General features: G+C 69.3%; 13 protein-coding genes. 3 read left to right on the top strand and 10 right to left on the bottom strand.

What is annotated here, in order from left to right; genetic code table 11:
* Positions 1 to 68: 68 nt before the first annotated feature.
* From ACFLIM_RS47855 to ACFLIM_RS47835, 5 genes are all read right to left on the bottom strand, one after another.
* Entirely contained in the window at positions 69 to 1,958 is a 1,890-nt protein-coding gene (locus tag ACFLIM_RS47855) for a S9 family peptidase (RefSeq protein WP_393177157.1), read from the bottom strand.
* Positions 1,959 to 2,410: 452 nt separating this feature from the next.
* On the bottom strand, positions 2,411 to 2,833 hold the full coding sequence (locus tag ACFLIM_RS47850; protein ID WP_393177155.1) for a hypothetical protein: 423 nt from the start codon (positions 2,831 to 2,833) through the stop codon (positions 2,411 to 2,413).
* A 374-nt stretch (positions 2,834 to 3,207) separates the two neighbouring features.
* Positions 3,208 to 6,132, bottom strand: a complete 2,925-nt coding sequence (locus ACFLIM_RS47845; RefSeq protein ID WP_393177153.1) for an nSTAND1 domain-containing NTPase — start codon at positions 6,130 to 6,132, stop codon at positions 3,208 to 3,210.
* On the bottom strand, positions 6,108 to 6,425 hold the full coding sequence (locus tag ACFLIM_RS47840; protein WP_393177151.1) for a CU044_2847 family protein: 318 nt from the start codon (positions 6,423 to 6,425) through the stop codon (positions 6,108 to 6,110). Before ACFLIM_RS47840 ends, ACFLIM_RS47845 begins: the two co-directional genes overlap by 25 nt.
* 97 nt (positions 6,426 to 6,522) lie before the next feature.
* Positions 6,523 to 6,912, bottom strand: coding sequence for a PfkB family carbohydrate kinase (locus ACFLIM_RS47835; RefSeq protein WP_393177189.1), 390 nt, complete (start codon positions 6,910 to 6,912; stop codon positions 6,523 to 6,525).
* Positions 6,913 to 8,156: 1,244 nt separating this feature from the next.
* Between ACFLIM_RS47835 and ACFLIM_RS47830 the strand changes: the two genes are divergently transcribed.
* Positions 8,157 to 9,662 (top strand): sialidase family protein, encoded by a 1,506-nt coding sequence (locus tag ACFLIM_RS47830; RefSeq protein WP_393177149.1) that lies wholly within the window; start codon positions 8,157 to 8,159, stop codon positions 9,660 to 9,662.
* A gap of 47 nt (positions 9,663 to 9,709) precedes the next feature.
* Here the strand turns inward: ACFLIM_RS47830 and ACFLIM_RS47825 are convergent, their stop codons facing one another.
* From ACFLIM_RS47825 to ACFLIM_RS47805, 5 genes are all read right to left on the bottom strand, one after another.
* Entirely contained in the window at positions 9,710 to 9,928 is a 219-nt protein-coding gene (locus ACFLIM_RS47825; RefSeq protein ID WP_393177147.1) for a hypothetical protein, read from the bottom strand.
* Positions 9,929 to 10,319: 391 nt separating this feature from the next.
* Positions 10,320 to 11,111, bottom strand: a complete 792-nt coding sequence (locus ACFLIM_RS47820) for an ABC transporter permease (protein ID WP_393177145.1) — start codon at positions 11,109 to 11,111, stop codon at positions 10,320 to 10,322.
* Positions 11,108 to 12,037, bottom strand: coding sequence for an ABC transporter permease (locus ACFLIM_RS47815; RefSeq protein WP_393177143.1), 930 nt, complete (start codon positions 12,035 to 12,037; stop codon positions 11,108 to 11,110). Before ACFLIM_RS47815 ends, ACFLIM_RS47820 begins: the two co-directional genes overlap by 4 nt.
* Before the next feature lies 1 nt (position 12,038).
* Complete coding sequence (locus tag ACFLIM_RS47810; RefSeq protein WP_393177141.1) at positions 12,039 to 13,580, bottom strand: ABC transporter substrate-binding protein; 1,542 nt, start codon at positions 13,578 to 13,580, stop codon at positions 12,039 to 12,041.
* Positions 13,581 to 13,667: 87 nt separating this feature from the next.
* Positions 13,668 to 13,829, bottom strand: a complete 162-nt coding sequence (locus tag ACFLIM_RS47805) for a hypothetical protein (protein WP_393177139.1) — start codon at positions 13,827 to 13,829, stop codon at positions 13,668 to 13,670.
* Positions 13,830 to 13,862: 33 nt separating this feature from the next.
* Between ACFLIM_RS47805 and ACFLIM_RS47800 the strand changes: the two genes are divergently transcribed.
* Positions 13,863 to 15,266, top strand: a complete 1,404-nt coding sequence (locus tag ACFLIM_RS47800) for a recombinase family protein (protein ID WP_393177137.1) — start codon at positions 13,863 to 13,865, stop codon at positions 15,264 to 15,266.
* A gap of 103 nt (positions 15,267 to 15,369) precedes the next feature.
* On the top strand, positions 15,370 to 15,963 hold the full coding sequence (locus ACFLIM_RS47795; RefSeq protein ID WP_393177135.1) for a DUF2637 domain-containing protein: 594 nt from the start codon (positions 15,370 to 15,372) through the stop codon (positions 15,961 to 15,963).
* Positions 15,964 to 16,070: the final 107 nt, after the last annotated feature.

Genomic DNA, 16,070 nt, shown 5'->3' with positions numbered 1-16,070 from the left:
GCTCCTTGATCGACAATGCTCGTGATCAAGAAGCGGGCCGCCGCTCGAACCCCCGGAAGGGGAACCCCCTACAGGTGCCGCCCCCACCAATCGAGGATGGCCTCGAAGCGGGCCACCCGATGGCTGGGACGCCCCGAGCGGGACAACTCATGCCCCTCCCCCGGGAACAGCAGCAGCTCCGTCTCCACCCCCCGCAACTGAAGCTTGACGAACAACCGCTGCGCCTGCTCCACCGGGCACCGCCAGTCGTGCTCCGAGTGGATGATCATAAACGGCTTGTCGATCTTGTCAGCGTGCGTGAGAGGGCTCTGCTCCACCCAGCGCGCCGGGTCGTCGCCGTACAGGTCACGCGCGAACGACCACCCGATGTCACTACTCCCGTGGAAACTGTCGATCGCGTTGACCGCGCGCTCGCTGATCGCCGCCTTGAACCGGTCGCCGTGGTGAGCAGCCATCCACGTGGTCATGAAGCCGCCGTGCGAGCCGCCGAGCACTCCGGCGCGGGAGGCGTCCAGACCGCCGGCGGCCAGGGCGGCGCCGAACAACGCCAGCAGGTCGAGGGCCGACAGGCGGCCGACGTCGCCGATGATGTGCCGGCCGTGCGCCTGACCGTAGCCGGAGGAGCCGCGCGGGTTGCCCATGACGACCGCGTAACCGGCCGAGGCGTAGATCTGGGCCTCGTCGAAGACGTGCCAGCCGTACTGCGCGAAGGGGCCGCCGTGGATCATGAGGAGCACGGGGTGCGGCCCCTCGCCGGCGGGGCGGACGATCCAGCCGTGCACGGGGTAGCCATCCGGGGCCGTGCCGGTGACCTCCTCGATGGGGAGGACGTCGAGGCCGGAGCCGAAGGAGGTGAGGGTGATCTCCTTGCCGCCGCGGAGGGCGACCAGCTCGCCGGGGGTGCGGGCGTCGGCGACGGCCACGACGGTGACGCCGGCGGCGTGGGCGACGGCGTCGACCTCGCGAGGGCCGTTGATCAGGACGGTGGGTTCCGTGCCCGCGTACGGCACGCGCAGCAGGTCCTTGGCGCCCCGGTTCTCCACAGTGACGAGCACGCCGTCGGCGGTGGGAACGTACGGGGCGACGGGGAGGTGGAAGCGTTCCTCGTCGGTGAGGCGGCGGGCCGCGCCGCCGGCGAGCGGCACCAGCCAGAGCCCGAAGTTCTTGGCGACCAGGTGGCGGCCGTCGGGGCCGGCGCCGGCGCCGAGGAAGCACAGGGCGTCGCCGTCCGGGGTGAAGCGCGGCGCGGCCACCGCCAGGTCGGTGGCGGTCACGCGGCGCAGGTCCGAGCCGTCGGGGGCGCTCACCCACACGTCGTCGGTGAGCGTGCTGTCGCGCTCGTCGTGGCGGGCGGCCACGAACGCCAGCAGCGCGCCGTCCGGGCTCCAGGCGACCCCGCTGTGGTCGAAGTCGCCCTCGGTGACCTGGGTGGCCGAGGGCTCCTCGGCGAAGGGGTCGACGACGAAGACGTGAGCGCGCCGGTCGAGGAAGAAGCCCAGGTTGTCCAGCCGGTACTTGAAGCCGGTGATGCGGCGCGGCCGTTCCTTCTCCGGCTTGGTCTCGCCGTACCGGCCCTCCTCGGGCACGCGCGCGACGAAGGCCAGCCGCCGCGAGTCGGGGCTCCACACCGGCTCGCTGACGCCGAGCGGCCGGTCGGTCACCTTCCGCGGCTCGCCACCGCCGGTGGGCATCACGTAGAGCTGCGGCTTGGCGCCGTCGCCGCCGCGGACGAAGGCCAGCCAGGCGCCGTCGGGAGAGTATGCGGGCTCTTCGTCGCGCGGACCTCTCGTCAGCCGGCGCGGCTCGGCGGAGCCGTCCGTCGGGACCAGCCAGAGGCCGCCGCGGTACTCGTCGGCCTCGAGGTCGGGCCGGGTCACGGCGACGATCGCATGCTTCCCGTCGGGCGAGATCGTCGGCGCGCCGAGAGCATGCAAAAGGGATATATCCGCAGGTTTCATGCACAAGACCCTAGCCGCGGTGCCTCAGTGGCAACAGCAGCGCGGAGATCACGGATTCCTGGGGTGCCGCTCTTGCTGGACCGCTACTCCAAGGCCCCGCCCGCGACCAAGGCGCTGATCCACGCCGCGATGGACGCCCGTCGGCTGGCGCCGCCCTCGGCTACCTGACCGACACTCAGTGGGAGCAGACCGACGACACCACCACGGCGGACGTCCCAGAGTCTTCGACGACTGAAGATCCGCCGCCGCACCGGCGGCAGAAAGGCGGGGTCAACTCGACACTCACGGCCTGGACGCCGAGCTTCTGGTGCTGCGTCACGAGAACGCGGTGCTGCGCCGTCACATCACCCGTCCCCGCTACGAGGCCGCCGATCGGTTATGGTTCTCGGCCCTGCTTGCTGACGACCTTGATGCGCGACGCATCCGGCGCAAACCGATCCTCGGCGGCCTCATCAACGAGTACACGCGCCGCTTGAGTCAGCAGAGAAGCCCAGGCAGAGCACGATCCTATTTTCGAGCGGGACAGGATCTGGAGAGTCCAGGCGCCGTCCGCGGTGACGCTCAACGAGCGGATCTTGTGGGGTGCCGTTGACGTTGAACGCGGCCGTCTCCTTGTAGTCGCCGATCTCGTTGGCCAGAAGATCCGTCTGCTTGCCGCTGGTGGTGAGCGTCCAAACGGCGAAGTTGCTTTCGCCACGGTGGGTCAGCTTCACGATGCTCGGCTTCGACGCCGTCGGGATGCGAACCACGTCGTCGCCCTCCCCGCGGTACGTGGCTGCGGACGTGAGGGCGTGGGCGGTGGCGGCTGGCGTCGAGATGAGGAACGCTCCAGCGAGTGCGGCCAATGCGACGAGAGCGCGTAAAGGAAGACGCATGTGTGGCTCCTGAGAGAAGGGATGCGGGCGGGGTAAAGACGCGCGAGGCGGAGAAAAGGAGTACAGACCGCCGGCCGCGAGTCTGTAGCTGGGGTGTCGCGAGAGGATCGCTTCGGGCGTCGGAAGGTGTCACCAGGTCACGAGGGGCTGGGACGCCTCGAAGACGGCACCGTTCTCACCATTCACCAGGGCGTCGACATGGGGCGGCCCAGCCTCCTGACGTGCGCCGCCATTCCCGGCGACTCCCGTGTCAACGTCTCCGGCACCGCGGTGCCCATCCCATAGCGGCCGGCCGGGCCCCGAGATCATCAGCGTTTCAGCAGGTCAATGCAGCAGTTCGAGACCATGCTGGAGCCACTCGTCGGAGGGCTCCGTCAACCTCGGCGGGGGCGGCCGAAACGGCCAATGATCAGCATGAGGCGGAGCCCCCAGTTCGTGGTCCCGGTCGCTCGCTGGACGTTGTGCACCAGCTCGGACAGAGTCTCGTAGTCGACGTCCGGCTTGGCGGCCGCCTGGAGCAGCTCCCGTACGTGATCGGGAGCACGCTTGTCGCCCTGGATGAGCAGTGCCTCGAAGGCGCAGAAGCGAGTCAGCACGTCGAGGGACGAGTCGGTGAGCATGGAGATCAGCAATTCTGAGTCGTAGCGCGCGGCGATGTCGACCCGGACTTCCACCTCCAGCGAGGAGTCGGTCATGAGCTCCAGTCCGAGCTCATGGTCCTCTTCCTCGGACAGGGGAGTTTCGCCGAGGAGGCGTAGTGCCAGGGTGGCGATGGCGCGTGTGGCGGGGCGCAGCGCCGTGTTCGTGGCGGTCTCCAGGAGGTCGGTACGGCAGCGCGGGTCGTTCACCTTGACGATCGAGTCCACGGCGTAAGACGTCGAGCCGAACGATGTGGCGGGATCGGTGACGATGATCATCAGCAGGTCGTGGCCCTGGGCGGGACGGTGCCGCGCGAGCAGCCGTGCTGCCCTTACCCGCCAGTCGCCGAGCGTGGGGTCGTCGGCCGCCTCGACCAGGTGTTCGTGGTCCAGCTCGGTGAGCTGATCCAGCGAGTCGGCACGTCCTTCGGGGTCCAGCGAGTCATCGGCCAGCAGGGCCTTCAAGACCTCGCTCTGGCGGGGATCCGCCAGCTCGCCCAGCATTTTCGCAGCGCGCAGGCGCGGCTTCCAGTGGAGCTCGGGATCGGCGGCCATGGCCACGGCCACCTCGGCCCGCCGTTCGGCGGCCCGCGGGTCGTCCATCCTCTCCAGCAGCTTGGCGGCATGGTCGCGCAACCTGTGGTCGGGCTCGGCGCCGGCGGCCAGGTCGGTCATGAGGTCGGCGCCGCGCGCGTCGCCCAGCTCGAACAGGAGCCAGGCCGCGTTCATCCGGTGCACGAAGCCGCGCGCGGGCTGGGCGGCGACGCGGGCCGCGGTCGAGGTGGCCGCCTCGATGACCTCCGAGTCGGCGATCGTGCCCTCCTTGACCAGCTCGGCGATGAACTGCACCCCGAACAGGAACCTCTTCGTGGCCAGCGTGCGCAGCCCGGCGCCCAGCCGCGTCCTGACCTCCGGCCTGGCGTACCACGAGGCGATGAGGAAATGGTCGAAGGGCTTGATCGGATGCGGGAAGACGGCGCCCGTCGACGGCAGGTCCACGTAACGACGGAGGTAGGCGTCGGTCAGCCCGGCGTCCGCGGCGACGTGGCGGGCTGCCAGGAACTCCTCGAAGGACTGGTGGAGGAAGACGAAATCATGGGCGGTCTCGTGCAGCAGGCCGCTGGCTCGCAGGCCCTCATTGATCATCCTGGTCCGTATCCGGCCGGGAGTGCCGTCTCCGTCGGCCGTCCACTGGGCGATCACGCTCGCGGCGGGTTCGATGGCGCCGTCGTGCCGGGCCCAGGCCAGGCGGGGCAGCAGGTCGAAGATCTCGGGATTCGGATCGCGCGTCCGCATCAGATAGACGAACTGCTCGTAGACGTCGTGGCGCCGCGCCGGCAGGCGTCCTCCGGGGCTGTTGACGTACAGCTGGCAGGTCAGGCTGGCCAGCAGCGGCAGCCGTGCGAGCTCCGCCATCCCGGCCCGCTCGATCTGGGCGAGATAGTCACGAGCGGACGCGTACGGGTCGGGCAGCCCGGCCGCCTCGCACCAGCCCCGCGCGCACTCGAGCAGCTGCTCCCTGTCGAACGGCTGTAACTCGAAGGCGCGCATCCCCAGGTCGGTGCGTTCGGCGTCGGACAACGGGCGGGTGGCGACCACGAACCGGTAGTGCCCGTCGCGACGGCTGCGCAGCAGATCGACGACCCGGCGCCGTTCCCCTGGGTCGTCGATCTCGTCCAGCCCGTCCACGAGCACCAGCCACCGGCCGCCCGGCATCGGCGGATCGCCGAAGAACCCTGGCGGCAGCGCGTGAAGCAGGTGACCGCCCAGGCTCGCGTGGACGGCCTCCCTGAGCTGCGCCGCGAACGGGGCCGGCGGCAGCAGGCCGGAGGCCGGCACGCGCACCGGCACATCGCCGCCCGTTCCGGTCAGCCAGGGCCGCGCCATCTCCGTCACGCCCATCCGCAGCAGGCTGGACTTCCCCGCCCCTGACACGCCTGTCAGCAGGACGTCCCGATCCATGCGCAGCACGTCGTTCGCCGGTCTTCGACGCTTGCGCCGGCCGGTCGAGCTCTGCCGTACGTAGATCTTCGAAAGCGGTGGCCTGCGCTCATCGGTCGCCCCCACGTAGGGGTGCGCGTCGGCCGCGGCCATCGCGGCCTTCAGGTACGCGCGCAGACGCGGTCCAGGAAAGCGCCATCCCCCGTCGGCCAGCTGCTCGTCGGTCAGCGTACGCAGCCAGGGGCGGTTCTCCTCCGGCTGTACGGGGCAATGCGCCAAGATGTCGGCGGCCGGGACCAGGTGGGCGCTCCCGACCAGATCGGAGGTGGCGAGCATGCCGCACACCGCTCCGGTGCGCCGGTTGACCACTGGACTGCCGGAGTAGCCGGGGCCGACTGGCACGCCGTAGCCGCGCAGCAGAGTGGCTCCGGAGACGCCCTGGTAGACGAACGTTGCGGGCTGACCGGCACGCGCCGCGGCCGGATAGCCGTACGTCCACAGCTCGTCGCCGATCGCCAGCGCCGGCGACAGCAGCGCCGGCGGCCCGGCGTCGTCCGGCGCGGGCACGAACGCCAGATCGATACCCGGCACGCCGCCGGAGTCGGGCACCACGTGCGCGCACGTGGCCAGCAGCCCCGGAGCCACGACGAATCCGGTGCCCTGGCTCAGCCGGACAGTGGACTGTTCGAGCAGCCTCACCCATCCGTCGGATTGGTCCATTCCAGCGCCACCTTGAACGTCGACTTGCCGCTGGCCTTGCCGATCACGGCGACGAGCGAACCGGACTCCAAGGCGAACTCGCACCCGAACTCCACGCTCGCCTTCCCGGCGCCCGTCTCCCGCAGCCGGGCGCCCATCGCCTTAGCCACCCCCATCAGCCCGTCGAGTGCCTGCTCAAGTGTGGGAGGCCGGATGCCAATCGGCCGCTCCTCGCCGGGTGCGTCCAGCTCGCGGACTTCCACGTACACCCGAAGGCCTTCCACCATGACCGGTACGGCTTCGATTCCGTCCAAGCGTCCTCCCCGGAGCCTTAAGGCACGGTAACCATGGGGGGCTCCGGCAGGGAAGTGGCCCGGCCCGTTCACCCTGCCGGCGGAACTGCTCCGTTGCCTACTCGGCGCACCAAGAGCCCGTGCGGTGGTTGAGGTCGAATGACACCAGGACACCAGCCTGGCGCGCAAGGCCGATGGCATGGTGTACGGCGGCGCGGGCCGACGCGCTCAGCGCGGGCGTGATCCCGGTGACGTGGAGGACGCGAGCGCCCTCGACGAGTTCCCTGCTGACGTTGTCGGGGGACAGCCGTGAGCCGGCGCTGTTGGACCGTACGTAGAACACGTGGGTTACCTTGGCGGTGCGGCGCTCCTTCACCATGAATCCCGTGGGTGCGGCGCCGTCCATGCGTAGCGACGTCACGTCGACGCGCTCGGCGCGCAGCTCGCGATCGATGAGCTCGCCCATGGGGTCGTCTCCGAGATGGGCTCCAGCACCAGGACCAGGCAGGCCTGCACCAGCCTGTCCATCGCCGATGGAATGCCAAGACGCCTGAACTCGCCCGGCCTGCCGGGCTTGGGGATCATGCGTTCCCGCACCGGCAGTGGACTGAACGCGCGCGACTTGAGCTGCTCACGCGTATGACTCGCCCACGACCAGTGAGATCGGCTTCATCGCAGCGGCCCGCTCTCCCGCGCCCGGACGAGCCACGACGCGATCGCCACGTGTCCCATCGATCCAGTGACACGTCTGCTGGCCGGCTGGATCTGGGCGCGGTTCGGGCGCGGCGAGTGGCTGCCGACACCTCGCCGGACGGCCGAGGCCGGCTGCGACGGCGTGCTCACCGTGTTGGTCCCGCGCGGGGTCAACAACTACTCATCGGGAACGGCCCAGGCGGTGCTCGACCACGCGCGGCCGGGGCACGCCTGGTGTTCTCGTGCGAGTGGCACATCACCCGCGACGGCCAGGACGTGTACTCGTGGAAGCTCAAGGCGATCGTCAATCTTCGGCCCACTCGCGCGACTCGCTCGCTTCGCCGACCTCGACGACCAGGTGGAAGCGTGCCGGCGGGTGTTTGCCAGCGACACGCTGTGGACCGTCGTGCGCGGCAGCGACCTGGAGGAGGGCGATGGCCAGGGCCTACCGGTGTGGAGCCGACACGTGGGTGACCCGATCCTCAAGAGCAACATCACGCGCCCGTGGACTTTGCCTTATTCATGGTGGAGGCCACCCAGAACGACGAGCTCGTCCATGAGGCACCGGCGATAGTCGGCTGCCAGACGCCCTCGGCACTCGCGTACGCCGCCGCAACTCGGGCACCGTAATCACCCCAGCCGCTTCGATCACGAACTACGAGCTAGATCAGTATCTAATCGTCCAGAAGCGAACGAGTACCGCCATACGGCTTGCCAGGCCGGATGATTAATCGGCACCCGCAGCGTCACGCTCACGACCTGCACGGATGAATAATCGGCACCCGCAAGGATATGCCGAGGCCTACCCTACATAGCGATTTTCGCATGTCCGAAAAAACGTCACGGCCGACGACCGCGCGCATATCCAGCGACCGGGTGCCTCTTCAGATGGCCGCTCACGCCATCGCTCGGAGGACCAATTCCACGAGCTGTCCCACCTTGGCCACTTGATGGACCTTGACTCCGGCGGCACGGAGGAGGAGGACTGATCTGGATATCCACGTCGGGTTCAAAGAGCGGGTGCCGACTGTACTTCTCTCGACAATGAGGAAATGCACCATGCATAAAACCATCTTCACCCTGGCCGCCGCCGGTGCGGCGGTCATGCTCACCGCGACCGCCGCGTTAGCCGGCCCCCTCACCGTGGGCGCGATCGTCCAGGTCAGCCCGGCCGGCAGCCCGTTCCCCGGCGCCGACGCCGATGGCCCGCCCTGCAACGGCGTGCCGGGCAGCGCCCAGACCGGCCGGAACTTCCCCGGCGCCGAGGTCGAGCCATGGGTCGCGGTCAACCCGGCCAACCCCGCGAACCTGATCGGCGGCTGGCAACAGGACCGCTGGTCCGACGGCGGCTCCAACGCACTGCTGTACGGCTACACGCTGGACGGCGGCGCGAGCTGGCAGCTGTCGGATGTGCAGCCCGCTTTCAGCCGCTGCACCGGGGGCACCGCGGCCAACAACGGCGACTATGAGCGCGCCACCGACCCGTGGGTGACCATCGCGCCCAACGGCCACGCCTACGCGATGTCGCTCAGCCTCGACATCGCCCAGGACGCCAACCACGCCATGCTGGTCAGCAAGTCCACCGACGGCGGCAAGACCTGGGGCCCGGTGACGGTGCTCAAGCGCGACACCGAGGCCAACGTCCTGAACGACAAGAACTCCATGACCGCCGACCCCACGGATGCCAGGTACGTCTACGCCATCTGGGACCGGCTGGAATTCCCCCAGGAACAGGCCTCTCCGAGAGCCGGCGAACGCGCGGTCGGCTACCGCGGCCCGACCTGGTTCGCCCGTACGACAAACGGCGGGGCCACCTGGGAACCGGCCCGCATGATCTTCGACCCCGGTCAGATCGACCAGACGATCGGCAACCAGATCGTGGTCACCGGCGACGGGAACCTGGTCAACGGCTTCAACCTCATCTACAACGTCAAGAACGCCCACAAGGTCCGCGGCATGAACGTCGCCGTGCAACGCTCGACCGACAAGGGCGCCACGTGGAGCGGCGTGACCATCGTGGACAAGCTGCAGTCGACCGGTGTCTCCGACCCGACGACCGGCTTCCCCGTGCGTACCGGCGACATCCTCCCGTCCATCGCCGCCTCCGGCCAGAACGTTTACATGGTCTGGCAGGATGCCCGCACAACCGGAGGCGCCCGTGACCAGATCGCCTTCGCCCGTTCCACCGACGGCGGGCGGACCTGGACGACGCTCTCCTACGCCATCAACACCGTGCACACCACGCAGGCCTTCACCCCCGCCATCAGCGTGCTGCCCGACGGGAGGATCGGGGTGCTGCACTACGACTTCCGCAACGACAACGGCGGCACGCCGTTGCTGACCAGCACGTGGCTGCTGCACTCGCACGACGGCGGCGCCACCTGGACAGAGACCAAGGTGGGCGCCGACTTCGACATGTCGACCGCGGCCGTCGCCGGCGGCTACTTCACCGGTGACTACATGGGCCTGGGCGCCGCGCCGTCCGGATTCCACCCGTTCTGGGGCGTCGCCGACGGCACCACCGCCGTACCGGCCAGCTCGATCCTCGCCACCACGGCCGACTGAGCCACTCGCTCCGGCGCCCGGACCACGCCAGGTCCGGGCGCCGGCGCTCAGGACTGGCGTGGGTCCCAGCGCCAGTAGACCTGCGCCAGGTGGACGTCCGTGCCCGGCAACGAGGGCAGGCCGCTGCTGGAGTCCAGCACCACCCGGCCGCCGAGAGGACTGCGGAGCTTCACGCTGATCTGGTCGATGTGCATCATGGCGTCGCAGGCCTCGACGTCGTCGGGCCGTACGTCGACATCGACGACCACCACGTCCCGGGGTTTCATGGACCCTCGCGCCGTGCGTCGTGTCACACGAGCCGTGCCCGTAACGCAGGCGCAGCTCGTACGGCGAGACCATCTCGTAGATGAAGATTTCCTGCAACTCCCCGTCGTTCGCCTTCGGAGGCGCGCCCATGGGCGTACGAAGCCGCCGCCGACACGACCGGCAGGGTCAGCGTGGACCCGTCCTCCCAGCGCACGACAGCTGGAGCGGGCTGTTGGACCGGGAGCTCTGCGTCGAGCCTCCAGACGCTGTTGAGCTCGCTGACCGGCACCCAGTCCGGTTCCACGGCCAGGTTCTGCAGCGGGACGAAGCCCTGACGCCACGCCCGTTCCTCTTCCGAGCCCTGCCAGCGCTCGGCCACCTCTGACGGTGCGGTGGGCCACGGGCGGCGGGTTATCCGGCGCCGGAGCCGGGCTCTTGGCGGGCGTCCACCACGAGTGCGACGGCCAGGCCGGTGATGGCGAGGGCGAGGGCGGGCACGATCGCGAGGCGGGGTGCGGCGACCAGCAGCGGTGTGGCCTCGCTGACCATGCCACCCCAGTCGGTGTCGGGCGGGGGCAGTCCGATGCCGAGGAAGCTGAGTGAGGTGACGGCGATCAGCGTTCTTGCGAAGTCGGCGGTGGCGACGGTCAGGATGGGGCCGGCGATGTGCGGGCCGATGGTGCGCCGGAGCAGGTAGAGCGGGGACGCGCCGATGGCGCGCACGGCCAGGACGTAGTCGGAGGATGCCACCCGCCGGGTCGCGGTGTGGGCGACGAGTCCGCAGTTGACCCAGCCGAGCGGCACGAGGGCGGCCAGGACGGTGACGTACCCGGGCGGTAGCGCGCCTGCCAGGGCGAGTGCCAGCGTGAGGCCGGGCAGGGCGAGCGCCACGGTGGCGGCGAAGCGCAGCAGCCGGTCGGGCATCCCTCCGGCCAGCCCGGCCGTGGTGCCGAACAGCGTGCCGATGACCGTGGTGACTGCCGTGATGGTCAGCGCGAACAGCAGGGACGTGCGGCCGGCCGTGGCCGTTCTGGTGAGCAGGTCACGGCCGAGCTGGTCGGTGCCGAGCCAGTGGTCCAGGCTCGGCGGCACCAGAGCGCGCTCCAGATCGGGCAGGTGCGGATCGTACGCCGACAGCATCGGGGTGAGCAGGCAGAACAGCACGACCAGCGCGAACATCGTGATGCCGACGCGGCCCGTCATCGGCGGCGCACCCGCGGATCGCAGGCCGCCAGGCAGAGCTCGACCAGAGCCAGAAGCAGCACGGTCGCGATCGCGGTGACCAGCACGTACGCCTGCACGACGGGCAGGTCCCGCTGCCTGATCGCCGACACCGCGAGCTGCCCCACCCCGGGCCAGGAGAACAGCGTCTCCACCACCACCGCACCGGCCAGCAGCTCGGCGAGCACCATGCCCGCCGCGGTGATGGCGTTCGGCGCGGCCACGCGGAGCGCGTGCACCACGATCGCGCGCCGGTGCCGCAGCCCCTTGGCGGCGGCGAGCTTCATGAACGGCAGCCGTAAGGCATGGGCCAGGTCGGCCCGCAGCAGCCGCAGCAGCGTCGCGGCGCCCGCCAGACCGAGGGTGAGAGCCGGAAGCACGACCGCGCCGGGACCGCCGTCGCCGCCCGTGGGCAACGCGCGCAAGCCGACCGCCACCACGCTGATCAGCAGGATCCCCACGACGTAGGGCGGGATGCCGGCGATCGCCACCGTCACAAGCGCGATGGCACGGCTGTCGAGGGCTCGCGGCCTGAACGCGGCCCTGACGGAGGCGAGCACGGCGAGCACGACCGCGACCAGCGCCGCCGCGCCCGCCAGCCGCAGTGTCGCCGGCACCCGCGAGAGGATTTCGGTGCTCACCGGAGATCGGTCGGCGTAGGAGTGGCCGAAGTCGCCACGGAGTACGGCCAGCAGCCACCGCAGGTACTGGGTGAACAGTGGCTGGTCGAGACCGAGTTGGGCGCGCAGCGCCGCGACGCTGCGCGCCGTCGGCTGGATGCCGCCGCGGCGCAGGATCTCCTCGGCTGGATCGCCCGGCGCCAGTGACGTGAGCAGGAAGACCAGCACCGACAGAGCCACCAGCACGCCCAGGAACTCAGCGGCGCGCCGCAGGATGACGGCCGTCACGTCAGGGGGCCAGCTTGCCCAGGTCGACCACGTACGCCGCGTTCTGCGTCACCCCGCCGACCTTACTTGTCGTCACGATGGGATTGTCCTGGTACGCCAGCGGGATCATCGGACGGTCGGTGGCGAGCAGCCGCTGGACCCGGCGGTACAGGTCACGCCGCCCGGCCGGGTCGGTCTGCACCGCGGCCTGGTCCACCAGCTTGTCGAACTCGGCGTTGCGGTAGCCGAGCCTGCGCTCGACGTTCCAGGACGCGTCGGAGCGCAGGAACCGGCGGAACAGGTAGTCGGCGTCGCCGTTCGGCACGCTGTAGGCGCTGAGGAAGATGTCGTAGTCTCCGGCCTCCATCACCGACTTGGTGGCCTCGGCCACGGTCACCTTCGCGGGAATGCCTGCCTTCTCCAGGGCCGCGCGCAGCACCTCGGCGATGTCGGTGTAGGGGAACTGGCCGGTCTCGGCCGAAGAGATCAGGATGGAGACAGGCGCGGTAGGCGTCCCCGCGGCGGTGACCAGCTCGCGAGCCTTGCCGGGGTCGTACGCCGTGGTGATGCCGGGGTCGGCGAGGTCGCCGAAGACCGGTGACAGGAACCCGGCGCCCGCGGTGGCCGTGCCCGCGAGCAGCTTGCCGGCGATGGCCTGCCGGTCGATCGCCAGGTCGGCCGCCTCGCGCAGGCGGGCGTCGGAGAACGGCTTGCGCGAGGCGTTGAAGGTCAGGTAGTGCGTCAGCACCGAAGGGCTGCGCACGACCCGGAAGCCGCTGTCGGCGGCGACCGCCGCGACCTGTCCCGGCAGCAGCGCGCCCTTGTCGATCAGCCCGTCCACCTCACCGGCGCGCAACGCGGCGACCCGGGCGTTGGCATCCGGGATCACCTTGACCACGATCTTCTTGTAGGCGGGGGCGGCACCGTAGTAGTGCGGGTTCGCGGCAAGCTCGGCCTGCTGCCCCTTGACCCAGCTCACCAGCGTGTACGGCCCCGTACCCACCGGCTTGCCGCCGAAGTCGCCCGAGGCCGTGAACGCCTTCGGCGACTGGACCATGCTGTAGAAGCCTGCCAGTCTGCTCGGCAGGTCGGCCACGGGCTGGTCCAGCACGAACGTCACCTTGCCGTTCTCGGCGCGGACGTCGCCGAGCTTGCCGTAGGCCGCCTCCATGCCGGCGTCGAGGCTGAAGAAGGCCGACTGGCGGGGCGCGATCCGCAGGAACCGTTTGATGTTGGCGACCACCGACTCGGCGGTCAGCGTTGTCCCGTCGCTGAATTTCACGCCGTCCCGCAGCGTGAACGTCCAGCGCCGCCCCTCGTCCGCGACGTCCCAGGCGGCGGCCAGTGCCGGGACGGGCCGCAGCTTGTCGTCCACGCTCACCAGGGGCTCCCACACCCGTAACGTCTGGTGCGTGTAGTACGGATCCTCCGGACCTGCGACGAGGTCGCGCGGGGCCGCCAGGGTCAGCTGCGCACCTTCCGGATCTGCGGCCTCCTGACCACCGCAGCCCGCGAGGACCAGCCCCAAGAGCGCCACCAGCATGATCGCGGCTCGTCTTCGCATTCCTGATCTCCCGTCAGACATCGAAACAGAATGCAAACGATAACCGTGTTCATGCCGGTTTAGGAAGTTTTCGGAAGCCTGAGGGCGTCAATCGCTCGAGTGCCGCCTCGCGGCACGCCACCCGAACCGCAGCGTCAGGAGCGGGGCCCCGGCCAGCACGGCGGCGCCTGCGGCCAGCATGACGTCGCGCCGGCCAGCGTCGTACAGGCCCTGGAGTGTCGCGTCATAGACGGCAGGTTGCGTCGTCAATGAGGTGAGTCCCTCAGAAGGGGAGGCCCTCCAATGATGGTCGCGCGTACGCATCTTGGTCCTGGCGTGTTCGACCTTTGGATTGAACGCAAGATCAGTGGGTCTGCGAATTCGTATCCTGCCGATGCCATGAGCGGTTCGTTACGGTTCGCGTTCTACGGGCGTACCTCCACCACGGACTTCCAAGACCGGTGGTCCTCATGTGGCTGGCAGCGCGAGGTCGCAGAGACGGTGGTCGCGGGTCGGGGGGTGATTGTGGCGGAGTTCTTCGATGTCGGATGTTCCCGGCGACTGCCGTGGACAGAACGGCCACAGGCAGCGGCTCTGTTGGCCGCGCTCGCCGATCCGGATCGAGGGTTCGACGCGATCGTGGTCGGGGAGTACGAACGGGCGTTCTCAGGCGATCAGTTCATGAGCCTGCTGCCGCTGCTGGAGTTGTATGGCGTGCAGATGTGGCTGCCCGAAGCGGGCGGACCCGTGGACGCGGGCAGCCCGGTGCATCAGGCACTGATGCTGCTGCTGGGCGGGCAGTCTCAGCGGGAGGTGTTGCGGTCGCGGCACCGTGTCCTGGCCGCAATGCGCAATCAAGCGGCCGATCAGGGCCGGTATCTCGGTGGCCGACCTCCGTACGGGTACAGGCTCGTGGACGCGGGTCCGCACCCGAACCGGGCGCACGCCCAGTGGGGACGCCGCCTGCACCGACTTGATCCGGATCCGGCCACTGCACCGCATGTGCGGTGGATATTCGCGCAGCGGCTGGCCGGGGTGAGCGTGGCGGGGATCGCCCGGATGCTGAACGAACGAGGCATACCGTGCCCGTCGGGTGTGGATCGGGAGCGCAACCCGCACCGGTCGGGACAGGCGTGGACGTTACGCACGGTCGCGGCGATCCTCAGCAACCCGCGCTACACCGGCCGCCAGGTCTGGAATCGGCAGAGCACCAGCGCCGCTGACCTCACAGCGCGGGGCTGGAACGCGCCACAAGAATGGGCGATCTCCACGAAGGCGACCCATCCGGCGCTGATCAGCGACGACGATTTCGTCGCCGCGCAGGCGATCCGAGCTGCTCGTCCGACCCGCGACGGCAGCACCCGCGCCTATCTGTTCACGGGGCTACTGCGATGCGGGCTCTGCGGGCGTCGGATGGACTCGCATTGGGTGAACGGACGTCCCGGATACCGGTGCCGTCATGGGCACACCAGCGCGAGGCCACGAGATACGGCCTGTCCGAAGTCCCTGTATCTGCGCGAGGACCGGCTTCTGGCAGAGCTTGTAGCGCATTTCGGCGCTGGAGAGCAGGGCGGGCGTGGTCCAGAAGAGCTCACTGCTTTGTTGCGGGCCAATGGCGTCATCATCGTGTGCGATGCCGAGAGGCGCGTAGTGACCAGGCCCAACACGAGGAAGCCCGCTCCGGAGAGCGAACTCCTCATGGGGTAATAACGTGTCCGAGGGGGACACCGCCGATACGTACATGCCGTTCACAGCCTCCGCCACGCTTGTTCTCCCTGGTCGGGAGGGTTAAACAGCCATGGAGCCGAATATGGGGGCCGTGCGCCGTATCCGACGCACGACGATCACGGGGGTTCTCCTTCTCGCGGGCATCGCGGCGGTCGTGTCGTTTCGCCACATGCATGAGCTGTGTCTCCGGCATGGTGAGGATCACTTGGCGGCGGTGCTCATCCCGCTCGCGGTGGACGGCGCTATCGTCGTCGCATCGATGTCTATCCTTCTGGCTAACCGATACGGTTCTCGTGGCGGTTTCCTGGCGTGGACCATGTTGATGGTCGGCAGCCTGGCCAGCCTTGGGGCGAATATCGCTGTCGCCGAGCCGAGCCTGATCGGCCGCATTATCGCGGCCTGGCCGAGCGCTGCCTTGATCGGCAGCTACGAGCTGTTGATGTCCCAGATTCGCCGAATTTCTGCCGAGGGGCCTACCGTCGCGCAGGTCGAGGTAGTTGGGACCAAGGAATCGGTCGGTGACGATGACCACGACGCCTCAGATCCGGCGGATCCTCATAAGCGCGAGACAGGAGATCTACGTTGCACGGCCTGGCAGTGGGCCTTGGCGAATCGCCTTCCTGATGGGGCGCTTCCGTCGGGTCGGGTCATCGCTGAGCCTGGATCCACGGCGTGAATTCTGTTGATCATTTTGGGGTCCAATTCCTCGATGAGGGCCGTTCCCGCAGTTGGCAGCCTGGTTTTGGGCGTGGGAGGGCCGCCGTGCGCGGGTCGCGGCCTGTC

Origin of the sequence: Nonomuraea marmarensis (assembly GCF_043197025.1) — a bacterium.
In the GTDB taxonomy this organism is placed as follows: domain Bacteria; phylum Actinomycetota; class Actinomycetes; order Streptosporangiales; family Streptosporangiaceae; genus Nonomuraea; species Nonomuraea marmarensis.
Note: the sequence above shows the minus strand (reverse complement) of the source record. Positions and strands in the feature narration are given on the sequence as shown.